This window comes from Terribacillus aidingensis, assembly GCF_900215625.1.
GTDB lineage: Bacteria > Bacillota > Bacilli > Bacillales > Amphibacillaceae > Terribacillus > Terribacillus aidingensis.
The window spans coordinates 216,918-235,370 of sequence record NZ_OBEK01000004.1; the positions used below are offsets into that span (position 1 = coordinate 216,918).

Genomic DNA, 18,453 nt, shown 5'->3' on the forward strand with positions numbered 1-18,453 from the left:
CAAACCGCAAAACATGATAAAAAAGTATAGGAATCCTTTTTATAAATTACCTTTCATTTAGATAATAGATTAAAGATTCCGTTAAGAAAGGAGGAAGAATAATGCCAAAAGCAAAACGCATTGAATTGGATCCAGAGTTAATGGAACTAGAAATTAACCAGTTAGATCATAAAGGGGCTGGCCAAGCAGTTGTTCGGTATGAGCACGAACTGGTCAAGACTCATAACATAAAAGTAACCATCCCAAAAACACTGCCAGGTGAAAAGGTGCGCGCTACTGTAGCGTGGCCGCATGCGAAAAGATCGAAAGCCGATTTAGAGGAAATAGTTGAGGCGCATCCAGAGCGTGTAACAGCACCATGTCCGCATTTTGATTTATGCGGTGGCTGTGTGTGGCAGCATTGGCAGTATGAAGGCCAGCTAAAACAAAAGACGGATTTTGTGAAGAATTCACTCATCAGCCAAGGTTTTGATCCAGAACTTGTGAAGGATACAATTGGCATGGAGGAAGACCCTTGGCATTACCGTAATAAAATGGAGTTCACATTCGCAGCGGATGGTTCCATGGGACTGCATGAACAAGGCAACTTCCGTAATATCATTCCGCTTGAAACATGTTTGATTGCTGGGGAAGATATGAAGAATGCTGCGATGGAGATTTCTGCTTGGGTAAAAGAGTACCAGCTAAGCGGTTATAACAAAGATACACATGAAGGATTGCTTCGTCATTTAATGGTAAGACAATCTTTCGTAACAGACGAAATCATGTTAGGTCTGTTCGCAACAAAAGCACCTGATGCGGAGTTGGCAGAAGCTGTGGAGCAGCTGAAAGAACGTATTGAACAGAACTACCCGAAAGTGAAGAGCTTCATGTGGTTCGTTAATACAGATTTGGCAGACCGTACACAGGCAGAGGACATGCATCTCTTGTCTGGACGCGACTTCATTTATGACGAAATCAGCGGTTACCGTTATCGTCTATGGTTTGATACCTTCTTCCAGACGAATCCGGTACAAGCACAAAAACTAATTGATCTAGCGCTTGAAATGGCCAATCCACAAGGCACGGAAAATATGCTGGAGCTATTCTGCGGCGTCGGCACCTTCTCCCTGCCATTTGCCAGCCGAGTGAAGAAACTTGCTGGTATTGAGATAGTGGAAAGTTCAATTGAATCTGCGAAACGAAATGCATCTGATAATGGTATTTCCAACACGTACTTCCTTGCTGAAAATGCAAGACACGGTATTGACCAAGTTCTCGAACACTTTGGCACACCAGACTTGCTGCTGCTCGACCCGCCACGCGCAGGTGCAGGCGGCAAAGTGATGCGTAAAATCGGACGTTCTGAACCGAAGAAAGTCATTTACGTTTCTTGTAATCCAGAAACATTTGCAGAAGATATCAAAGAACTTGAGCAATTCGGCTACCGCCTCGATCAAGTGCAGCCGGTTGATTTGTTCCCGCATACAGTGCACGTAGAGTGTGTAGCGATGCTGGAGAAGATAGACTCTAACTAAAATATTTTCATTCATGACCCTGATCTCGTGAGAATTATATCTCCGATTTCCGGGTCTTTTTCTATGCGCAATATTAATTAAGGAAGGGTTCCTTGGATTTTCCATTTCCTACAGTGTAAGATTGCGTAAATACTATCGCATTTATGACTGGATGCATTTTATACACCAGCAGTTAATGAAAATGGTGAAGTAGGCAGCATTATAAAGATTGCCACAGATATAACGAAGCAGGAGAACATTTTAAAGCAAAGCTCTAAAGAATTTATGACTTTAGTGAAAGAGATGAATAGCAGCACAAGCGAAGTGCATCAATCATCTCAGCTGGCTGTTACGGATATGGACAAATTAATCGAAGAATTTCGGGTTGTAAAAGAAAATATCGATTAAATTAAAAACATGGCTTCCACAGTAAAAGGAATAGCGGATCAATCCAATTTATTAGGTCTGAATGCCAGCATTGAAGCAGCCAGAGCGGGGAGCATGGACGAGGTTTTTCCGTGGTGGCAAGTGAAGTTCGTAAAATGGCAGACACGAGCAAACATTCGGTTGAGGATATTTCGAATCGGTTAAACCAGATTACGAAATCAGTAGCTGTTATGTCTGAGATGGTAAACCAAGTGATGAATAGCATTGATAAGAATTACGGATCTATTGGAGAACTTAAAGGTGCTTATGAACGAATAGCAGCTACAGCAGAGAGACTGTCCGATATTACTTAAATTTCAACGTGGCAAGATGAAAAAGGCTTTGACTCTTACTAGAAGAGCAAAGCCTTTTGTGTATATTAGAAATACGAATCCCAATCATCATTTTCTCGCCAATTCTTCTCTTCTTCCTCTGTCATGACATCGTCAGGGTCAATCAAGCCAGTCATTTCAAAGCTGGATCCATTATCATTGGAAACTAGCTTGGCCATCACATTGCCGCCATAATAATCTCCATTAGCGCCTTGTCCCACAGTCATAATAATGTGGTCTCCATCTTGTTCTGCTGATTCCATTGTAGTAAAGATCTCACTGTATATGCCAGGCAAGTCAACTTGGAATGGCTGCCAGCTTGCTCCGCCGTCGGTTGTACGATAGTATTCTGTTTGTCCGGTCAAAGCAAAGCTCATGAAGCCTAAATCATTGGAAACGAAAGTTCCGCTTTGAACGATTCTTGTGGTTGGTGCACTTCCCATCAGCTTCCACGTCTCGCCGCCATCGGTTGTTTGGTAGATTTGATTTCCTTCAGCAGACATAGTCCTGCCGCCAGACAAAATGATAAAACCATTCTTCTCGCTGGTAAATCCGATGTTCCGGAATCGTATACCTTCAATTGCATTTGGCAGTACTGCCGACTGCCATGTTTTTCCCTGGTCCGTAGAGGATAAGACTGATGTTTCCTCAAACCCTCCAATGATAAAAGCAAATCTGTCTTCGGTTAAAACATAACTTTGATCAATTAACTCTGTTTCTGATCCTTGATGTTCTCCTCCAAAAATCTCGTCAACTTCCGCAGGTACTTTCTCCCAGTCCTGCCCGCTGTTCGCGGTAACTTGTAAGCCTGACTGATCAATCTTATATGATACAGCGGGTCCGGAAGGTGCAGGTTTTTTCTCGGGCTTTGCAGCTTCCTCTTCTTTTTGACACCCTGTGAATAGAAGTAAACAGAGACAAAAACCAATAATATAACGCATTTTATACTCCCTTTCTACTATTCTATTTTATGGTAATTAGGGGAAAGGGCACAACCTCATTTGATAATCTATCTTTTAAGAAATAAGAAAGAGCCCCTAAAAAGAGGCTCGATACTTATAACTTGAATAATCGTAATGAAGACTGTAATTCCTCTGCCATAGAGGATAACGCATTAGCTGCTGCGGCAATTTCCTCCATAGAAGCTAATTGCTCTTCTGTGGATTCTGCCATTGCTTCAGAAGCAGATGAACTTTCTTTCGCAATAGAGGAGAGTTCGGCAGCGCGTGCAGTTACTTCCTGGATGCTTGCAGCAATTTGTTCAGAGATGGCTGCGACGTCTTCCATTTTAGGAGAAATCTCATAAACACTTTGAATAATTTTCTGGAATTTTTCTGTCGTTTCATTAGATGCAGCAATGCCGTTTTCGACACGTTTTGTTGCCTCATCCATTACGCTGACAGAAACTTGGGTATCTTCCTGCATGTCCTGTATGAGTCGCTCAATTTGTGTAGCTGATTGCTGTGATTGTTCCGCTAACTTCCTTACTTCATTTGCAACGACAGCAAATCCTTTACCGTGTTCACCGGCGCTTGCCGCTTCAATTGCCGCGTTTAATGCTAGCAGATTTGTTTGGTCAGCGATTCCCACAATGACACTAACGATACTGCCAATTTCTTTGGAGCGCTCTTGCAAGGAATGAATCTTTTGATTCGAAGCAGTAACTGACTCAAAAATAGTGTCCATTTGGCGCACAGTTTTGCTGACAGATTCTCCGCCATCTTTAGCTTGTTCTGCTGCTTGAGCTGTGAGGTCAGTTACATATTGTACACTTTCAGCTACTTTATTGATGCCAATCGCGATTTCATTTAAAGCACTCGCATTTTCTTCTACATTTTTCTTTTGTGTTTCTGCGCCGCTTGCAACTTGTTGGACGCCAGAAGCTACTTGCTCCGTCACCGAGGTAGTTTGCTCGGCACTAGCCAATAATTCTTCTGATGAGGCAGCAACGTGTCCAGATTCATCTTCTACTTTTCTAATTAGATCGCTTAAGTTATCAATCATCTTATTGAAAGCTTGCGAGACAAGGCCTAGCTCATCGTTTGACTTAACGTCGACTTTTTCAGTAAGATCGCCTTCGCTTACCTTTTCAGCGGTATGCTTCAATTCATTCAACGGTTTAATGATTGATCGGATAACGGAGAAGATGACGAAGGCTCCTAGTAAAAGGGATATTACAATTACCACAATACCTGTAACTAGTATAGGAGAAGTAGCGTCACTAATCTCAGACAGAGACATGATTCCAGATACTTTCCATCCAGTTGTCTCATTTGTTGTAAAAACTAACTCTCGAGCTTCTCCGTCTTTTTCATATTTAAATTGGCCAGCGTCTTCTTTGTACTGCTTATCATAATAAGAGCCTTCCGCTTTGCTGCCTGATTCCTCATTTGGATGCACGATGACATTTTGATTCTCATCTAATACAACTGCGAAACCGTGTTTTCCTATATTGACTTCGCTGACAGTATCTTTCAATTTGTTAAGGTCGACGTTCATTGCTATTACGCCTGAATTATCGTCGGTTGTTTTTGCGATAGTGACAACCATTTTCTTTGTAGAACTGGATGTGTATGGTGCCGTTATGATTACTTTTCCTTGGTTTTCCATTGCTTTTTTATACCAAGGTCTTTCTCTCGGATCGTAATCTTCATCTTTTACGTTATTTGGTGACTGAATCATAAGTCCATCATTAGTTCCGAGGTATACACTTTCTAGTTCTGGTCTTAATTCAATGTATTGATCAAATTGAACCCTAACTAGCGGACTTTCACTTCAATCATATAAAGACTGATTTATATTCTCGGCGAAAAACTCTGTATCGTGCATTTTCGGTCTAATCGTATCATCGATAATTCCATTTAAAATAATAACATTTTCATTTGCGCTCCCGATCAACTGATCGGATAATTCATTCTTTGCACTCTGATAGGATAAAATTCCAATGAGTATGCTTGGAATAACTAAAATTGCTACGAAGGCAGTGATTAGTTTATTCTTGATGCTTAGTCTAAATTTTTTCATTATTTGTGTCCTTCCGTAATGAAATTACTCTCTATATGAGTAATTTCGGTAAGAAGGAGTAAATGTTTACTTTTTTAAATAAAGAAAGTGGAAAAGTAGACGAAATCTGGTAATAGATCGTATAGGACCTAACAGATGCTGGTCGACTTTATAAGATACTGTTTAAAGTCCTGCTTAACATCTAATCCGCATCCATTCTTCTTTCATGATGCCAGCTTGTGATACGAGATACGTGAACAAAAGCACAAATGGAAGAGAAATCTTACACATACAGTAGGAAACGTAAACTGATAAGGTAAGCTGAGAGAGGTAATGGTGTTTATGCATTTTTGGATTTGTTAGTGGTTTTGTAGGGGAATAGGCAGATAAACCTGATTTTTTAATGTAAGAGCAGTAAAAGAAGAGGATAGACCCGAAATCTCTGGTTCTATCCTTTTTGCTGATAACCACAAGGCAAAAAATAAGATAAGTTATCTGTAATTTGGTTCCCGACCCGAAATCCTACAGCGCTCGGTTTGCCGTTTAGCAGGAAGGTACCAGTCATAAGATGCAGTTCTTGCTCGCCTTTTACCGTCTGGATTTTGACTTTCGGTAAATCTACGTACTGTTGATAAACCGAGAGGTGGTTTGTGTAGCTTTTCTGTTTATCTTCTTTTACCTTTTTCCCCTCGCTGTTGTAAATCTCCACTGTGTCGCCTTCTCTGCCGAAGGCCGGTTTCTTGACAAAGCTGGAACCTGATTTCAAGAAAGGGGCGGGATCTAAGTAAGTGGGGAGGAAGTAGCTTTCAATCCACTGGTGTTCTACTGCTGTGAAGAAAGGATTGTTTTCTTCGTGCAGCGCCCAGACAGTCGCCATCATAGCTTTGTTTTGCAGGAGAAAGGCGCTTGGCGGATTAATGATTCGCAATTTATTTTTTTCTATGAGGTCCAGCATTAAAATGCCAATCTTCTCCCCGCTGTCTGGGTCTTCATCTTCGATTAGATTTTCAATAGGAAATGTCTGGCGATATAATATATCGATTTTATTATCTAAATCGTCATATAAACCTTCCCCCTTGCGAATTCGCAGTTTCTCCAAAGGTGTATATCGTGAAGGAAGTTCTGCAAGTTCCTGCAAATAAAGAACAGTATTTCGGTCTTCTATATTATCGCTATGAGAGGTAAACACGACATTCACTTCATCCGTATCCATCTTACGTACTTCACTAATAATGGCATCTCTCAATACTGCCCGCAGTCTTTTCTCTTCATTTAGATTCGGATTGCTGTATCTAAATTCATCACATACAGCTTCATTAATATGGAATAATTCCTTAATAAATGTAGGGGTATCGCTATTGAATTCCAGTAGCTTTTCAATACCATCAACTTCTACAGAATCAAATCGACCGATAATGGTTTTGTTTTTCATGGTTTGCAAGCGGATCAGGCGCAATGTTTCTTTCGGGAATCCGAGACGGAGTAAATCCTCATCGCTGATCTCTTGCCTTGCTAGTAAATCGGCAGTCTTAAATAAGATCTTTCCGCAGCGGTAGGCAAAAAGTCTTTTTCTGTGTGTATCTTTTTCGCTGATGGCTCGTATATCATAGAGACTGTATTCTTCGCCATACATATCGGCCCAAAAATTAGGAATAGACTTGTAGAAGCTTTCTCTTTTTTGTTTGAATGGATTCACTTCAAATCACCTCTCCGGTCATGTTTTGTTTAGAATATTATACTAGATAATGGAATTTACAGGAGGCAGGAAATGAATAAGCTGACCTATTATATTGATAGAGGATTAAACACATATGAACCTTTTTTAGAGTATAAAGCACCCGCAATTGAGAAAGACGAAATGCTGGCGCGGCAATTATGTACCTACCACATTCTGCAAGGGCGTCAATATGAATTAGTAGCAAATGAAATGAACCAAAAGGAAGAAGAACTTACCTTAAAGGATCTTGGTGAAAATCCGCAAGAAGCGGATGAACAGAATTATAACCCTGCTTTCGGGATACCAGTAGAGTTCCGAAAAGTGCTGTACCCAGGAAGCCATGGAAATGCAGCGAATACATATTTGAATACAATAAAAGTAGACCGACATTGGGACGTGCTGCGTTATCTAACAAAGGATGCAGTAGAGGTGCCGGCATTTGGCAAAATGAGTGTCACATCAACCGAAATTGATGAAGACCGATCTTGTTATGTCATCTACGTCGAGTAATAGAAAAAATCCCCTGAAACGGGGATTTTTTTAATAAGTGAGACATTGCGCAATAATCCAGCCCAATGAAATGGATAGAAGAAATAAAAGAATACCGATTGCTTTATTGTCTGCCTCAACTGCTTTATGGATACTGAACCGAACGGTGGCTAACTCGGCAATGTAATAAAGGACGATCTGGCTGACAATCCCGACTGCTCCCCAGATAATCATATCTACCATGCTGATAGAATTGGCAATTGATGATCCTAATACGAAAGCCAGCCCAACTACTTTTCCGCCGAGAACTAGGGCAGCGGTCTGATTTCCGCTTGTAATAAGCTTGAATTCCTTTGCTTTTGTAGTGATTTCGAAGAGAGCTGTACCGATTGCTAACAGTACGACTGCTACCCCAAGGTAGGATAAGAAGTTTAAGAATAATTCCATGATTAATTTTCTCCTTTATACAATATTATCCGCCAAAAGATTTGGATCCGCTGCCAAAGCCTTTGCTAGCTTTGGTGCTGGACGTGCTCTTCTTAATGGCACTTTTCAAACTGCTGTTATTCTTATAGAAGGCACCATTATAAAAGTAATGATTGTAATAAGAAGAGCTCGAATCCTCGCATTCCCACGCGTCTCCTTCCTGCTCCCATTCTTCGCAGTCTGTGTCCTTAGGAGCAGAACTGGCTTTCGTCGAGTTTGAACATCCTGTCATACCTGCGATAAGCGCGACTGCAGAGATACCAGTAATCCATTTCGTTGATTTACTCAAGAGCGATTCATCCTTTACGTTAAGTTGTGCAGAGAGCGACAGCCAATGATATATATGTATATTGTCCATCGTTTATACAAAAAGCAGAGAATCTTATTCATTACATCCTCAGTAACTTTTATACGGTTCCGGAAAAGATTGGTTTCGCTTTTTTGAAAAGTATCATATTCGTTCTTAAATGGATGCATGTATTCATTGCTGGGCTTCATACTACCTGTAAGAACAGCTAGGAGTGTGGAGTATGAATGAAAAAGTTGCGAAACAAAAAGAGAACATAACCAAATTGAAGAACTTAAAAGATCAAGTAATTGTCATAACCGGCGCATCCAGCGGCATTGGATTGGTTACCGCTCGTATGGCAGCAGCAGCAGGCGCCAAAGTTGTTTTAGCGGCGAGGAATGAAGAGGCGCTGCGTGAATTGACAGAAGAGCTGCGTCAGGCGGGTCATGAAGCTGTTTATGTGAAAGCAGATGTTGGTCTGGAAGAAGACGTTACAAGAATAGCGGAAACAGCCATAAAGGAATTCGGGCGTTTTGATACATGGGTGAATAATGCTGGTGTAGCTATTTACGGTCATGCAATGGATGTTAGTGATCAGGATATGAAACGATTGTTTGCGACGAATTATTGGGGCGTTGTTTATGGATCAAGAGCAGCGGTGCGCCACTATCTGGAGCGAGGGGATATGGGAGCATTAATTAACATAGGCAGTATCTTTGGTGACCGGGGAACCCTTGTCCAATCTACTTACGCACCTTCCAAATTTGCTGTTCATGGCTGGACAGAAAGCTTACGTATGGAGTGTGAACGGGACCGGGTGCCTGTTTCTATTACGTTAATTCATCCTGGCAGAGTAGATACACCTTATAACGAACACGCCCGCAGTTACGAGGAATATATGCCAGTTCATAAAGGGATGATTTACCCTCCAGAAGCAGTAGCAGAGGCGATTTTGTATGCAGCAGCCAACCCAAAACGAGATATTTACGTCGGATCACAAGCGAAAATCCTGCAGTTCCTAGGTTCGAACTTCCCGCGTTTCACAGATAAGATATGGGAAGCTGTATTTCCTCCAACGCAATATGATAAAAATAGGCACGCAAACCCGCCGGAAGAAAGCAATTTGTATCATGCTGGTTATGGCTTACACGAACGCGGAACGAACATTGGCTGGAAGCGAAAAAAGAGTATCTTCGTCAAAGCTGCCAAACATCCGGTTTTAACAAGAGTTATTGTAGCAAGTGCTGGTGCGTGGGCCTTGGCGAAGATGATGGGAAAAAATGATTGAAGTACGCTTAAAGCAGAACGAGAATATAATCACTTTAGGAGTACTATCTGCCTAGATATAAAAAATTATCGAAAAATCTTGTAATCCATCCTAATTAGCTCTATAATTGTTCTTATTATAAAGACAGTTGTCTTTTTAGAGAGGACATATCACTGTTCTCTCTTTTAGCAGCTAGTGTGGACATTAGAGTGGGGGTATTCGATGAGAAACATGTTAAAGCAGTGGAATCGGATAAGTTTAGTGCAGCAAATTATTATAGGTCTTATTATTGGTATCATTTTTGCACTGACGATTCCGAATGCAGGAACACCTATTACGATATTTGGAACGCTGTTTGTCGGCGCATTAAAGGCGATTGCGCCGTTGCTCGTCTTTTTCTTGGTCGTGTCAGCTGTATCGCAGCATAAAAAAGGACAGCAGACGAATATGAAGTCGGTTATTGGTCTGTATCTTCTTGCTACCTTTGCTGCAGCGCTTGTGGCTGTAGTGGCAAGCTTTCTATTCCCGGTCACTTTATCACTTGCGGATCGTCCGGAAGATGTAGCAGCAGCTCCTGGTGGTCTGGGAGAAGTAATGCAAACCTTGTTACTCAATATTGTTGATAACCCAGTAAGTGCGCTTGTAAATTCCAACTTCATCGGTATCCTGGCCTGGGCGGTGCTTTTTGGTATTGCACTGCGAAATGCGCCAGATACGACGAAAACTATGATTTCGAATGTCTCAGAGGCCATTTCTAAGGTCATCACTTGGATCATTAAGTTTGCACCATTGGGTATTATGGGGCTCGTATATCAGTCCATATCAGAGAACGGCTTGTCATCGCTAGCGAGCTATGGTCAAGTACTAGCTGTGCTGCTCGGAAGCATGGTATTCGTAGCGCTAGTTGTCAATCCGCTGATTGTTTTTCTATCCATCAAACAAAATCCATATCCACTTGTTTTTACTTGTATTAAAGAAAGCGGCGTTACAGCCTTCTTTACACGCAGCTCGGCAGCTAATATTCCCGTGAATATGAAGCTGAGTGAAAAGCTGGGATTGAATAAAGATAGCTATTCCGTATCCATTCCTTTAGGTGCAACAATTAATATGGCCGGTGCTGCCATTACTATTACGGTATTGACGTTGGCTGCTGTTCATACGCTCAACATAGAAGTGAATTTTGTTACTGCAATTCTTCTAAGTGTATTAGCTGCTGTCAGTGCATGTGGTGCATCAGGCGTAGCCGGCGGGTCATTGCTGTTAATTCCATTAGCAAGCAGCCTGTTCGGTATTCCGGCCGAAGTTGCCATGCAAGTAGTTGGTGTCGGCTTCATAATCGGCGTTGTACAGGATTCTACCGAAACGGCACTTAACTCTTCCACGGATGTCCTATTTACAGCAACAGCTGAATATAGAGAGAAACGAAAAGCGGGAAAAAAGATAGCGAGGACGTCAAATAAAACAGCATAAAAAGCAAAGACTGCATCTAGAATGGATGCAGTCTTTTTGTTTTATTAAATTATGGTCAAGCAAGCTGTCTGATATTTGTATTATCCCTATTGATTTTATCTGGATGCGCTCAGGGAAGCTGCGATGATGAGCTGGACACTGTGTTTGCTCAGGAAAAAGCTTATCTTAAAGAAAGCAGCTCTTTCGAACTTAATAATATCGACTTCGAAGCAACCGTTAATAAAGGCGGTAAGTACATTTCAGTCGAGTACGAATCTGGTATAGGCTTGTACGTTAAAAGCTCAGACGGAGAATATTAGCGTCAAACAAATTTGAATGGATTTGAAGGTCATGACCCAGTAATTACTAAAGCGGTGAATGTTGATTGAGAAGGTAAATGAATAAAGAAAATAAAAGAAACCACCAGGTCCCAAGCAGACTAGGTGGCTTTATTGTGCGTGGAATCAAGGTACACGCAGCATCTTTTTGAGCTCATCCCATGCACTTTTGCTATACGAATCTCCCAGCAGTTCTAATTTACAGTTAATCTCATAGCACTTTGCTAAGAGGGCAGGATGTAACTCGGTCGTATTGGCTGTGTTGTAGATAATGAGAAGGAAGTCGAGCGTTTCATTTAGCAGATAGGTTTCCTTTACATGCAGTAAAACGTCGAGAATATCCGGAATGCTATCAAATGCTTCTGAAGGAGAAAGTCTTGCAGCCAACGCGTCAAAGCAATCACTGAAATACCATTCGTTTTTGTCTAGCTCTGTTTCCCAGTTTTCGTAGGCTTTCCGCAAGCGATTTTTCATTTTACAGCGAATGTCCCGTAGATTGGAAAAAGAACTGTGATTGCTGGTAGTTATATGTCACCTTAGAAAAGTCGAATGGCACCCCATTATTCAGATAAAATATCGTCTCGACGAACAGCTTAGGATCACCTTTCTTTAGCTGCAATTGCTGTGCTTCTTCTTGGTTCAGTTTTTGAATGTGGAAATATAAATCAGAAAAGCCAATCTTGACGCCTAATGCATTACTAATATAGTCGAAAATGGAACCAGTAGCTATTTCAGTGTTCAAATACGTAACAATAGACTTATTGTAATAAGATTCTTCTAAACAAAGTGTCTGGCCGTTAATATAACGGATACGTCTTACGTAATAGACATCTTCTTTCGGATGAATTTTTAAATTAAAGGCAACATCTTCCGGAGGCTTGCGAATATCAAGCTCCATTACCTTGGCTGTAATATCAAATTCACTCAATTCGTCACTAAAGCCTTGGTTGGAGAAGCTGATATAGCCCTTGCGGTTTCGGCGGCGAACGAAGATGCCGCTGCCGCGCACTTGATAAACAAGACCTTTTCGCTCGAGCAGACTAAGTGCTTTAATGACCGTACTTTTACTCGTCTTGTATTTGGACATAAATGTTTCCAGCACAGGCAATTTAGTGCCTTGTGGAAGATCGTCTTTTTCTATATCCTGTTGAATTTCACTTGCGATTTGCTGGTATTTGAGCATCGTTACATTCCTCATTTGTTTAGATAGAGCGATTTTAGCACAGCAGCGTGTTAACGGAAACCCTCTTTTCAAATTATTCTTTATTAATAAAATTAGTTTATACTTGATAAATTATAACGGTATAATTATAATGTAAGCGTATACTAAATGGATAAGGGGTGTTAATATGGCTGAGAAGGTAAGAGATTATTCAAAACTTGCTCGTGATATATCAGAAGCGGTTGGCGGCGAAGATAATATCGTCAGTGCCACCCGCTGTGCAACACGCTTGCGTTTAGTACTAAAAAATTCCACTCCGGCTGCGAAACAAGAGGTGAACAGCCTGCCAGGTGTTATTACAGTAGTTGAAAATGGCGGGCAGTTCCAAGTTGTTATTGGACAGCATGTTGGAGAAGTGTACGAAGAGTTTGTCAAACTGGTGAATGTAGATACAGAGAATGAAGACCATGAAAATAAAGGTTCGATATTGAACCGGGTGATTGCAACCATGTCAGCAGTTTTTGCACCATTCATCTATATACTTGCTGCTGCTGGTATATTGCAAGGTGTACTGATTTTGCTAAAAATGCTATTTTCAAACTTTGAGAATACAAGTACGTTTGCGGTCTTGGATTTTATGTCTTGGGCACCGTTCACTTTCCTGCCTATTTTCATCGCCATTACGGCATCCAAGCATTTTAAGACAAACACGTTTATCGCTGTAGCAGCCACAGCGGCTCTTGTTAGTCCGGAGTGGACGGCGATGGCTGAGAGTATTGGTAATGGCAGCAGCATGAATTTCTTAGGGCTGCCACTTACAGAGACAACGTATACATCATCTGTTTTACCACCTTTATTTCTAGTGTGGATTCTCTCTTACTTGGAACGCTTTTTAAACAAGATTATTCACGAAGTTGTCCGTCCTATCTTTGTGCCATTTCTAAGTATCTTAATTATCGTTCCGTTAACATTAGTCATTATTGGACCGATTACAACACTTGGTGCGAATGGAATTGCAAACGGATACAATGTACTGGCTGATAATGTACCATGGCTCGCAGCAGCTATTATCGGTGCCTTTTGGCAGGTAATTGTTATCTTTGGTGTTCATTGGGGTATTACGCCGCTTTCTCTAGCAAACTACGAACAATATGGTATGGACTCCTTCCAGGCATACCAAACGATTGCGGTAATCGCACAAATTGGAGCGGTTGTCGGTGTAATTATTAAAGCAAGAAGCAAGGAAACAAAGAGAATAGGTATTTCCGCTGGTACGACTGGATTATTTGGTATTACGGAGCCAGCTATTTATGGGGTAACATTGCGCTTTAAGAAGCCATTTATTATCGGTTGTATTTCGGGTGCTATCGGCGCAATTACGGCAAGCTTTTTTAATCCATATTACTTCGCTTATGCTGGATTACCGGGTCCGCTGACAATTGTAAACGGTATCAACGCTGACTATCCTACAAGCGTATGGGGCATCTTAATCGGTTCTGTCATTGCTACTGTGCTGCCAATCATTTTGATTCAGATCTTTGGATTTGGTGAAGACACAGCAAAACAAGCTGATGAAGACTTGGCAAAAGGGAAAGATGCAGTCACTACGGAAGACAGCAAAGCAGAGGCATCTGCTGCACAACTTAGTGAAGACACGATTCACGCGCCATTGAGCGGAAAACTGATGGCGCTGGAGGAAGTACCCGATGAGGTATTCAGCTCAGGAGCAATGGGAACAGGTCTGGCAATCGAGCCGAATGAGAACAAGGTTTACGCCCCGTTTGATGGGAAAGTTGTCATGATTGCACCGACGAAACATGCGATTGGTCTGCAGTCAGAAACTGGCGTAGAGGTATTAATCCATGTTGGTCTTGATACAGTCAAACTGGATGGGGAGCCTTTTACGCTTCGTGTGAAAGAAGGAGACAGTGTCAAACAAGGGGATGTTATCAATGAATTTGATGCAGAAGCCATTAAGTCCGCGGGCGTACAAACGATTACCCCAATTATTGTAACGAATCCAGCTGACTATACGGAAATTACGATTGATGAAACAGAGATGACAGAACACGGTAATTACTTAATGACAGCTATTAAATAGGAGGAGATAGAAATGAAAACACTACCTAAAGACTTTTTATGGGGCGGCGCACTTGCCGCTCATCAATTCGAGGGCGGCTGGAACCAGGACGGTAAAGGACCAAGCGTCATCGATGTGATGACAGCAGGTGCACATGGTGTGCCAAGAGAAATTACAGAAACCATCGAGGAGGATAAGTTTTATCCAAACCATGAAGCAATTGATTTTTACAATCGCTATAAAGAAGATGTAGCGCTGTTTGCGGAAATGGGTCTGAAATGTTTGCGTACATCAATTGGCTGGACGCGAATTTTCCCAAAAGGTGACGAAGCAGAACCGAACGAAGCCGGTTTGCAGTTCTACGATGATCTATTTGACGAGCTGCTGAAGCATAATATTCAGCCGGTTATCACGCTGTCCCATTTTGAGATGCCTTTGCATTTAGCACGCGAATATGGCGGATTCCGCAGCCGTGAAGTTGTGCAGCATTTCGTTCGATTTGCTGAAGTCGTGTTCCGTCGTTATAAAAATAAGGTCAAATACTGGATGACATTTAACGAAATCAACAACAAAATGGACACAGACAATCCGTTATTCCTCTGGACAAATTCTGGCGTAACAGTTAGGGAAGGGGAAAATGCGCGCGAAGTGATGTACCAAGCAGGCCATCATGAGCTGATTGCCAGTGCGCTCGCTGTGCGTAAGGGGAAGGAGATTAATCCAGATTTCCAGATTGGTGCGATGGTATCGCATGTCCCGGTATATCCATACTCCTCCAATCCAGCTGACGTCATGCTTGCTGAGGAACTAATGCGTGAACGGTATTTCTTCCCAGATGTCCATGTCCGCGGCTATTACCCAAGCTACGTGCTACAAGAATTTAAACGGGAAGGCTATAACATTGTCTTTGAAGAAGGAGATGATGAAATCCTCCGGAACGGGACAGTGGATTACTTAGGGTTTAGCTACTATATGAGTACAACTGTTAAAAGTGATAAAGAAGTCGAACAGAACACCAATATTACAAACGGCGGCATGGCGCAAAGTGTGGAAAATCCATACATCAAAGCGAGCGACTGGGGCTGGTCGATTGATCCAGTTGGTCTGCGCTATACGTTGAACCGATTTTATGATCGTTACCAGATTCCTTTGTTTATCGTTGAGAACGGATTTGGTGCCGTCGACCACATAGAAGAAGATGGTTCCATCCATGACCCGCAGCGAATCGACTATTTACGATCGCATGTCGAAGAGCTGAAAAAAGCCGTTACGTACGATGGTGTAGACCTGCTGGGCTACACGCCATGGGGAATTATCGACATCGTCTCCTTCACAACAGGCGAAATGAAAAAACGCTATGGCATGATTCACGTAGATCGTGACAACGAAGGGAACGGTTCTATGGAACGGTCGAAGAAAGACTCGTTTGTATGGTATCAAAATGTGATTGCTTCAGATGGGGAAAAGCTTTAATTTAGAAGACCTTGAAAGGGACATTCCTTTCAAGGTCTTCTTAATGGATGAGGAGAGTAGCAATATAAACTAAGGAAATATCTGTAATAAGATTAAGCTCAATAGAAGAAACAACGATACGTAGCCGCCAAATTTCTGGTGTTTTTTTAGCTTGTCCCTTTGCTCAATGAGCGCGAATAGTTGTAAAACGAAAAAAAATGCACAAATCAAACTTAGCCAATATTCAAGTGACATACCGCACGCTCCTATATAAGTGCTATTTATGCACATCATACCAGAATTCCGCGTGCACTGCTTTCTATTTAACCGCCTTCCAAATCGTCCATCTATCTCTTTCCACAATATCCCTTTCTATTGTGATACAATCGTCAATATACAAAATCAACTCTTCAAGTTCGTCATCCTTTAACGCATGCAGGATGCTCCTCCCCCGTCTGGCACGAAGGTCGGCCAGCAGTTTTTCTTTCGTTTCATGTACGTGACGAACTTCCCATAAACTGTGTTGTTCTAATGTGTGAAATCCGCAATCTTTCAAGTTCTCTAATACGTGTTCAGCAGTATGCCTTCTGCTAATTTCTATCTCCGCAAGCTTCGGAAAACAGGTGAAGAAATAGCCTCTTATGTGTTCGGTACTGCCAGGCAGAAGACAATCTTCAGGTGTTCGATCCTGAATCAAAAGCGTACCGCCAGGATGTAGCAGCCGATATGCTTCCGAGAAACACGGCTGCAAGTTTGGCAGGTGATGAATCAAGGCGCGTTCCAGAATTAGATCACAGCTAGCGGTTTTCAAACCAGTTGCCAGAGCGTCTCCTTTATGGAATCGAACGCCTTGTTCCTCCTGACAACTTTCAGCTGCTGCCTCGAGTATGACAGCTGAAGAATCTACACCTGTGATCTGCGGAATTCCTAGCTCTGCTAGTGCCTTTGTATATATACCGCCGCCGCAGCCAATATCGACTGCATGGTTTATTTGCTGATAAGGCACGGTTTCTCTTATAAAGTCCATCCAAGCAGGAGCAGCTTGTCTGGATGAGTAGGTGTATTTATTTTGCTGCGCTTTGAAATCCATCGACTATCTCCTTTGTTGGTTTATGGTATATAATTTCCATAAAAGTGATAGCTTGTCCTGCAAAATAAATCGAAAAGACTATCAGCCAGCTCTGTCTCAAAAATGATAACCATACGTGTAAGAGAACAACCAATAACAAACCGCCAGGAGTGCGGCGAGTGGAAAAATAACGCCTAAAATGTTCGATCGTTTCCACGGGCCTTTTGGGTCTGTATAGCCTTTGTAAAGCAGATAAATCAGCAACCCTATTATCGGTACAAATAGTAAATGACGGATATCCGCGATCCATTCATTATTTACGAGCCAGTAAGCATTTGGCATCTGTGCAGCATCTTCAAATTTGTTATCAATACGTTTCTTGATGATAACAAATAAAATACTAAGCGCCAGATAGTAGACGACAAATAAACCTTTAACAGGTTTAGTCAAGTAGCGGGTGAAAAGAATGACCGCTAAAAACAAGATAATCAGAATAGCAAACAGGATGTATTCTCGCATGACTCTATTCTCCTTTCTAGGAATAAAACTTTTGGCTATGAAGATAGGTGGAATTGTATGAAATTAGATGAGATGAATCAGTATGTGAGACAAATGAGTGTAAAAGAAAAATCCCTACTGCCTAATCATTTCCCGTTCACACTGCCGATAATCCAAAAACTAGGCAAACTCTGGTTTCATCCTAATGTAACTTATATCATTGGAGAAAACGGGATGGGAAAATCGACGCTGCTTGAAGCGCTGGCTGTTGCGCTTGGATTTAACCCAGAAGGCGGGTCAAAGAATTTCTCGTTTTCGAGTTATGCCTCGCATTCTTGTTTACATGAATTTATGCAAATTGTCCGCGGTAGTAACCGACCTCGTAATGGTTACTTTTTCCGAGCAGAGACGTTTTATAACTCCTATACTTTAATGGGTAACGAGATTCTTGATACATTTGACAATGTGGACCCTGATGAATTAAACGAATCACTCGGTCTAACAGGTAATAAGCCTTCCGAATCGACAAGTTCAAACACAAATGGTGATATTTCTAGTGTTGATACAAACAGTAATGGACAGGTGACGATTAAAGAAGCAAAAGCAGCAGGTTTTAGTATGCCAATAACTAGGGATCATTGGTTATACCCATATATGGACGATCGTGATAATGACGGAATGGTAGGTGAGTAAACCCTTAGAACTTTTAAAGCGTTTAGGATCCTATATATAAAGAATTATAACTATATCAAACAACAGTCCTCTCCTTTTAAAGGAGAGGACTGTTGTTTGATATCAACATAATATAAACAGCGTTCATTAAAGTACACTTTTGTGGTTGAGCTATATCAATTGATTAAGAACTAAGAGAAATTTCAAATACCTAAACTTAATAATTTT

The 18,453-nt window shown here is 41.6% G+C and carries 17 protein-coding genes and 3 pseudogenes; 10 read left to right on the top strand and 10 right to left on the bottom strand.

Going from position 1 to position 18,453, the window contains the following annotated elements:
• The first annotated feature begins 101 nt into the window (after positions 1-101).
• The 3 genes and pseudogenes from rlmD to CRO17_RS13630 form a co-directional block, all read left to right on the top strand.
• Entirely contained in the window at positions 102-1,517 is a 1,416-nt protein-coding gene (gene rlmD / locus CRO17_RS13625) for a 23S rRNA (uracil(1939)-C(5))-methyltransferase RlmD (RefSeq protein ID WP_245864796.1), read from the top strand.
• Positions 1,518-1,781: 264 nt separating this feature from the next.
• Entirely contained in the window at positions 1,782-1,904 is a 123-nt protein-coding gene (locus CRO17_RS17915) for a hypothetical protein (protein WP_281253832.1), read from the top strand.
• 15 nt (positions 1,905-1,919) lie between these two features.
• A pseudogene (locus CRO17_RS13630) lies at positions 1,920-2,236 on the top strand (methyl-accepting chemotaxis protein); the annotation flags it as partial.
• Between the two features lie 65 nt (positions 2,237-2,301).
• Here the strand turns inward: CRO17_RS13630 and CRO17_RS13635 are convergent.
• The 4 genes from CRO17_RS13635 to CRO17_RS13645 all read right to left on the bottom strand — a co-directional run bounded on the left by CRO17_RS13635 (position 2,302) and on the right by CRO17_RS13645 (position 6,953).
• Positions 2,302-3,195 carry a WD40/YVTN/BNR-like repeat-containing protein gene (locus CRO17_RS13635; RefSeq protein ID WP_097043045.1) on the bottom strand — a complete coding sequence of 298 codons (894 nt, stop codon included), beginning with the start codon at positions 3,193-3,195 and terminating at the stop codon, positions 2,302-2,304.
• Between the two features lie 115 nt (positions 3,196-3,310).
• Positions 3,311-4,990 (bottom strand): methyl-accepting chemotaxis protein, encoded by a 1,680-nt coding sequence (locus CRO17_RS13640; protein ID WP_281253835.1) that lies wholly within the window; start codon positions 4,988-4,990, stop codon positions 3,311-3,313.
• Positions 4,991-5,029: 39 nt separating this feature from the next.
• Positions 5,030-5,278 (bottom strand): hypothetical protein, encoded by a 249-nt coding sequence (locus CRO17_RS17785; RefSeq protein WP_245864798.1) that lies wholly within the window; start codon positions 5,276-5,278, stop codon positions 5,030-5,032.
• 427 nt (positions 5,279-5,705) lie between these two features.
• The gene (locus CRO17_RS13645) at positions 5,706-6,953 is read right to left on the bottom strand and encodes a glutathionylspermidine synthase family protein (protein ID WP_245864799.1); all 1,248 of its coding nucleotides are present in this window, start codon (positions 6,951-6,953) and stop codon (positions 5,706-5,708) included.
• A 72-nt stretch (positions 6,954-7,025) separates the two neighbouring features.
• Between CRO17_RS13645 and CRO17_RS13650 the strand changes: the two genes are divergently transcribed.
• Entirely contained in the window at positions 7,026-7,484 is a 459-nt protein-coding gene (locus CRO17_RS13650; protein WP_097043046.1) for an RNA helicase, read from the top strand.
• A 30-nt stretch (positions 7,485-7,514) separates the two neighbouring features.
• On the opposite strand, the gene CRO17_RS13655 is transcribed toward CRO17_RS13650, so the two are convergent.
• Positions 7,515-7,910 carry a DUF350 domain-containing protein gene (locus CRO17_RS13655; protein WP_097043047.1) on the bottom strand — a complete coding sequence of 132 codons (396 nt, stop codon included), beginning with the start codon at positions 7,908-7,910 and terminating at the stop codon, positions 7,515-7,517.
• A 25-nt stretch (positions 7,911-7,935) separates the two neighbouring features.
• Positions 7,936-8,238, bottom strand: coding sequence for an aminotransferase yhxA (locus tag CRO17_RS13660; RefSeq protein WP_097043048.1), 303 nt, complete (start codon positions 8,236-8,238; stop codon positions 7,936-7,938).
• A 241-nt stretch (positions 8,239-8,479) separates the two neighbouring features.
• On the opposite strand from CRO17_RS13660, the gene CRO17_RS13665 reads away from it, so the two are divergent.
• Both CRO17_RS13665 and sstT read left to right on the top strand, forming a co-directional pair.
• A complete protein-coding gene (locus CRO17_RS13665; RefSeq protein WP_097043049.1) occupies positions 8,480-9,526 on the top strand; it encodes an SDR family oxidoreductase in 1,047 nt (348 codons plus the stop codon).
• Between the two features lie 201 nt (positions 9,527-9,727).
• On the top strand, positions 9,728-10,975 hold the full coding sequence (sstT, locus tag CRO17_RS13670) for a serine/threonine transporter SstT (RefSeq protein WP_097043050.1): 1,248 nt from the start codon (positions 9,728-9,730) through the stop codon (positions 10,973-10,975).
• Between the two features lie 443 nt (positions 10,976-11,418).
• Here the strand turns inward: sstT and CRO17_RS13675 are convergent, their stop codons facing one another.
• Complete coding sequence (locus CRO17_RS13675) at positions 11,419-11,766, bottom strand: hypothetical protein (RefSeq protein WP_097043051.1); 348 nt, start codon at positions 11,764-11,766, stop codon at positions 11,419-11,421.
• Position 11,767: 1 nt separating this feature from the next.
• On the bottom strand, positions 11,768-12,475 hold the full coding sequence (locus CRO17_RS13680) for a GntR family transcriptional regulator (protein ID WP_097043052.1): 708 nt from the start codon (positions 12,473-12,475) through the stop codon (positions 11,768-11,770).
• Between the two features lie 166 nt (positions 12,476-12,641).
• On the opposite strand from CRO17_RS13680, the gene CRO17_RS13685 reads away from it, so the two are divergent.
• Complete coding sequence (locus CRO17_RS13685; protein ID WP_097043053.1) at positions 12,642-14,555, top strand: beta-glucoside-specific PTS transporter subunit IIABC; 1,914 nt, start codon at positions 12,642-12,644, stop codon at positions 14,553-14,555.
• A gap of 12 nt (positions 14,556-14,567) precedes the next feature.
• Positions 14,568-16,007 (top strand): 6-phospho-beta-glucosidase BglA, encoded by a 1,440-nt coding sequence (gene bglA / locus CRO17_RS13690; RefSeq protein WP_097043054.1) that lies wholly within the window; start codon positions 14,568-14,570, stop codon positions 16,005-16,007.
• Positions 16,008-16,305: 298 nt separating this feature from the next.
• Here bglA and CRO17_RS13695 read toward each other — a convergent pair whose 3' ends face one another.
• On the bottom strand, positions 16,306-17,076 hold the full coding sequence (locus tag CRO17_RS13695; RefSeq protein WP_097043055.1) for a class I SAM-dependent methyltransferase: 771 nt from the start codon (positions 17,074-17,076) through the stop codon (positions 16,306-16,308).
• 96 nt (positions 17,077-17,172) lie between these two features.
• Positions 17,173-17,574, bottom strand: a complete 402-nt coding sequence (locus CRO17_RS13700; protein ID WP_097043056.1) for a hypothetical protein — start codon at positions 17,572-17,574, stop codon at positions 17,173-17,175.
• A gap of 93 nt (positions 17,575-17,667) precedes the next feature.
• On the opposite strand from CRO17_RS13700, the pseudogene CRO17_RS17920 reads away from it, so the two are divergent.
• Together CRO17_RS17920 and CRO17_RS13710 are read left to right on the top strand one after the other, a co-directional pair.
• Positions 17,668-17,877: pseudogene (locus CRO17_RS17920) on the top strand (AAA family ATPase); the annotation flags it as partial.
• 96 nt (positions 17,878-17,973) lie between these two features.
• Positions 17,974-18,246, top strand: a pseudogene (locus tag CRO17_RS13710) (DNA/RNA non-specific endonuclease); the annotation flags it as partial.
• Between the last annotated feature and the right edge of the window lie 207 nt (positions 18,247-18,453).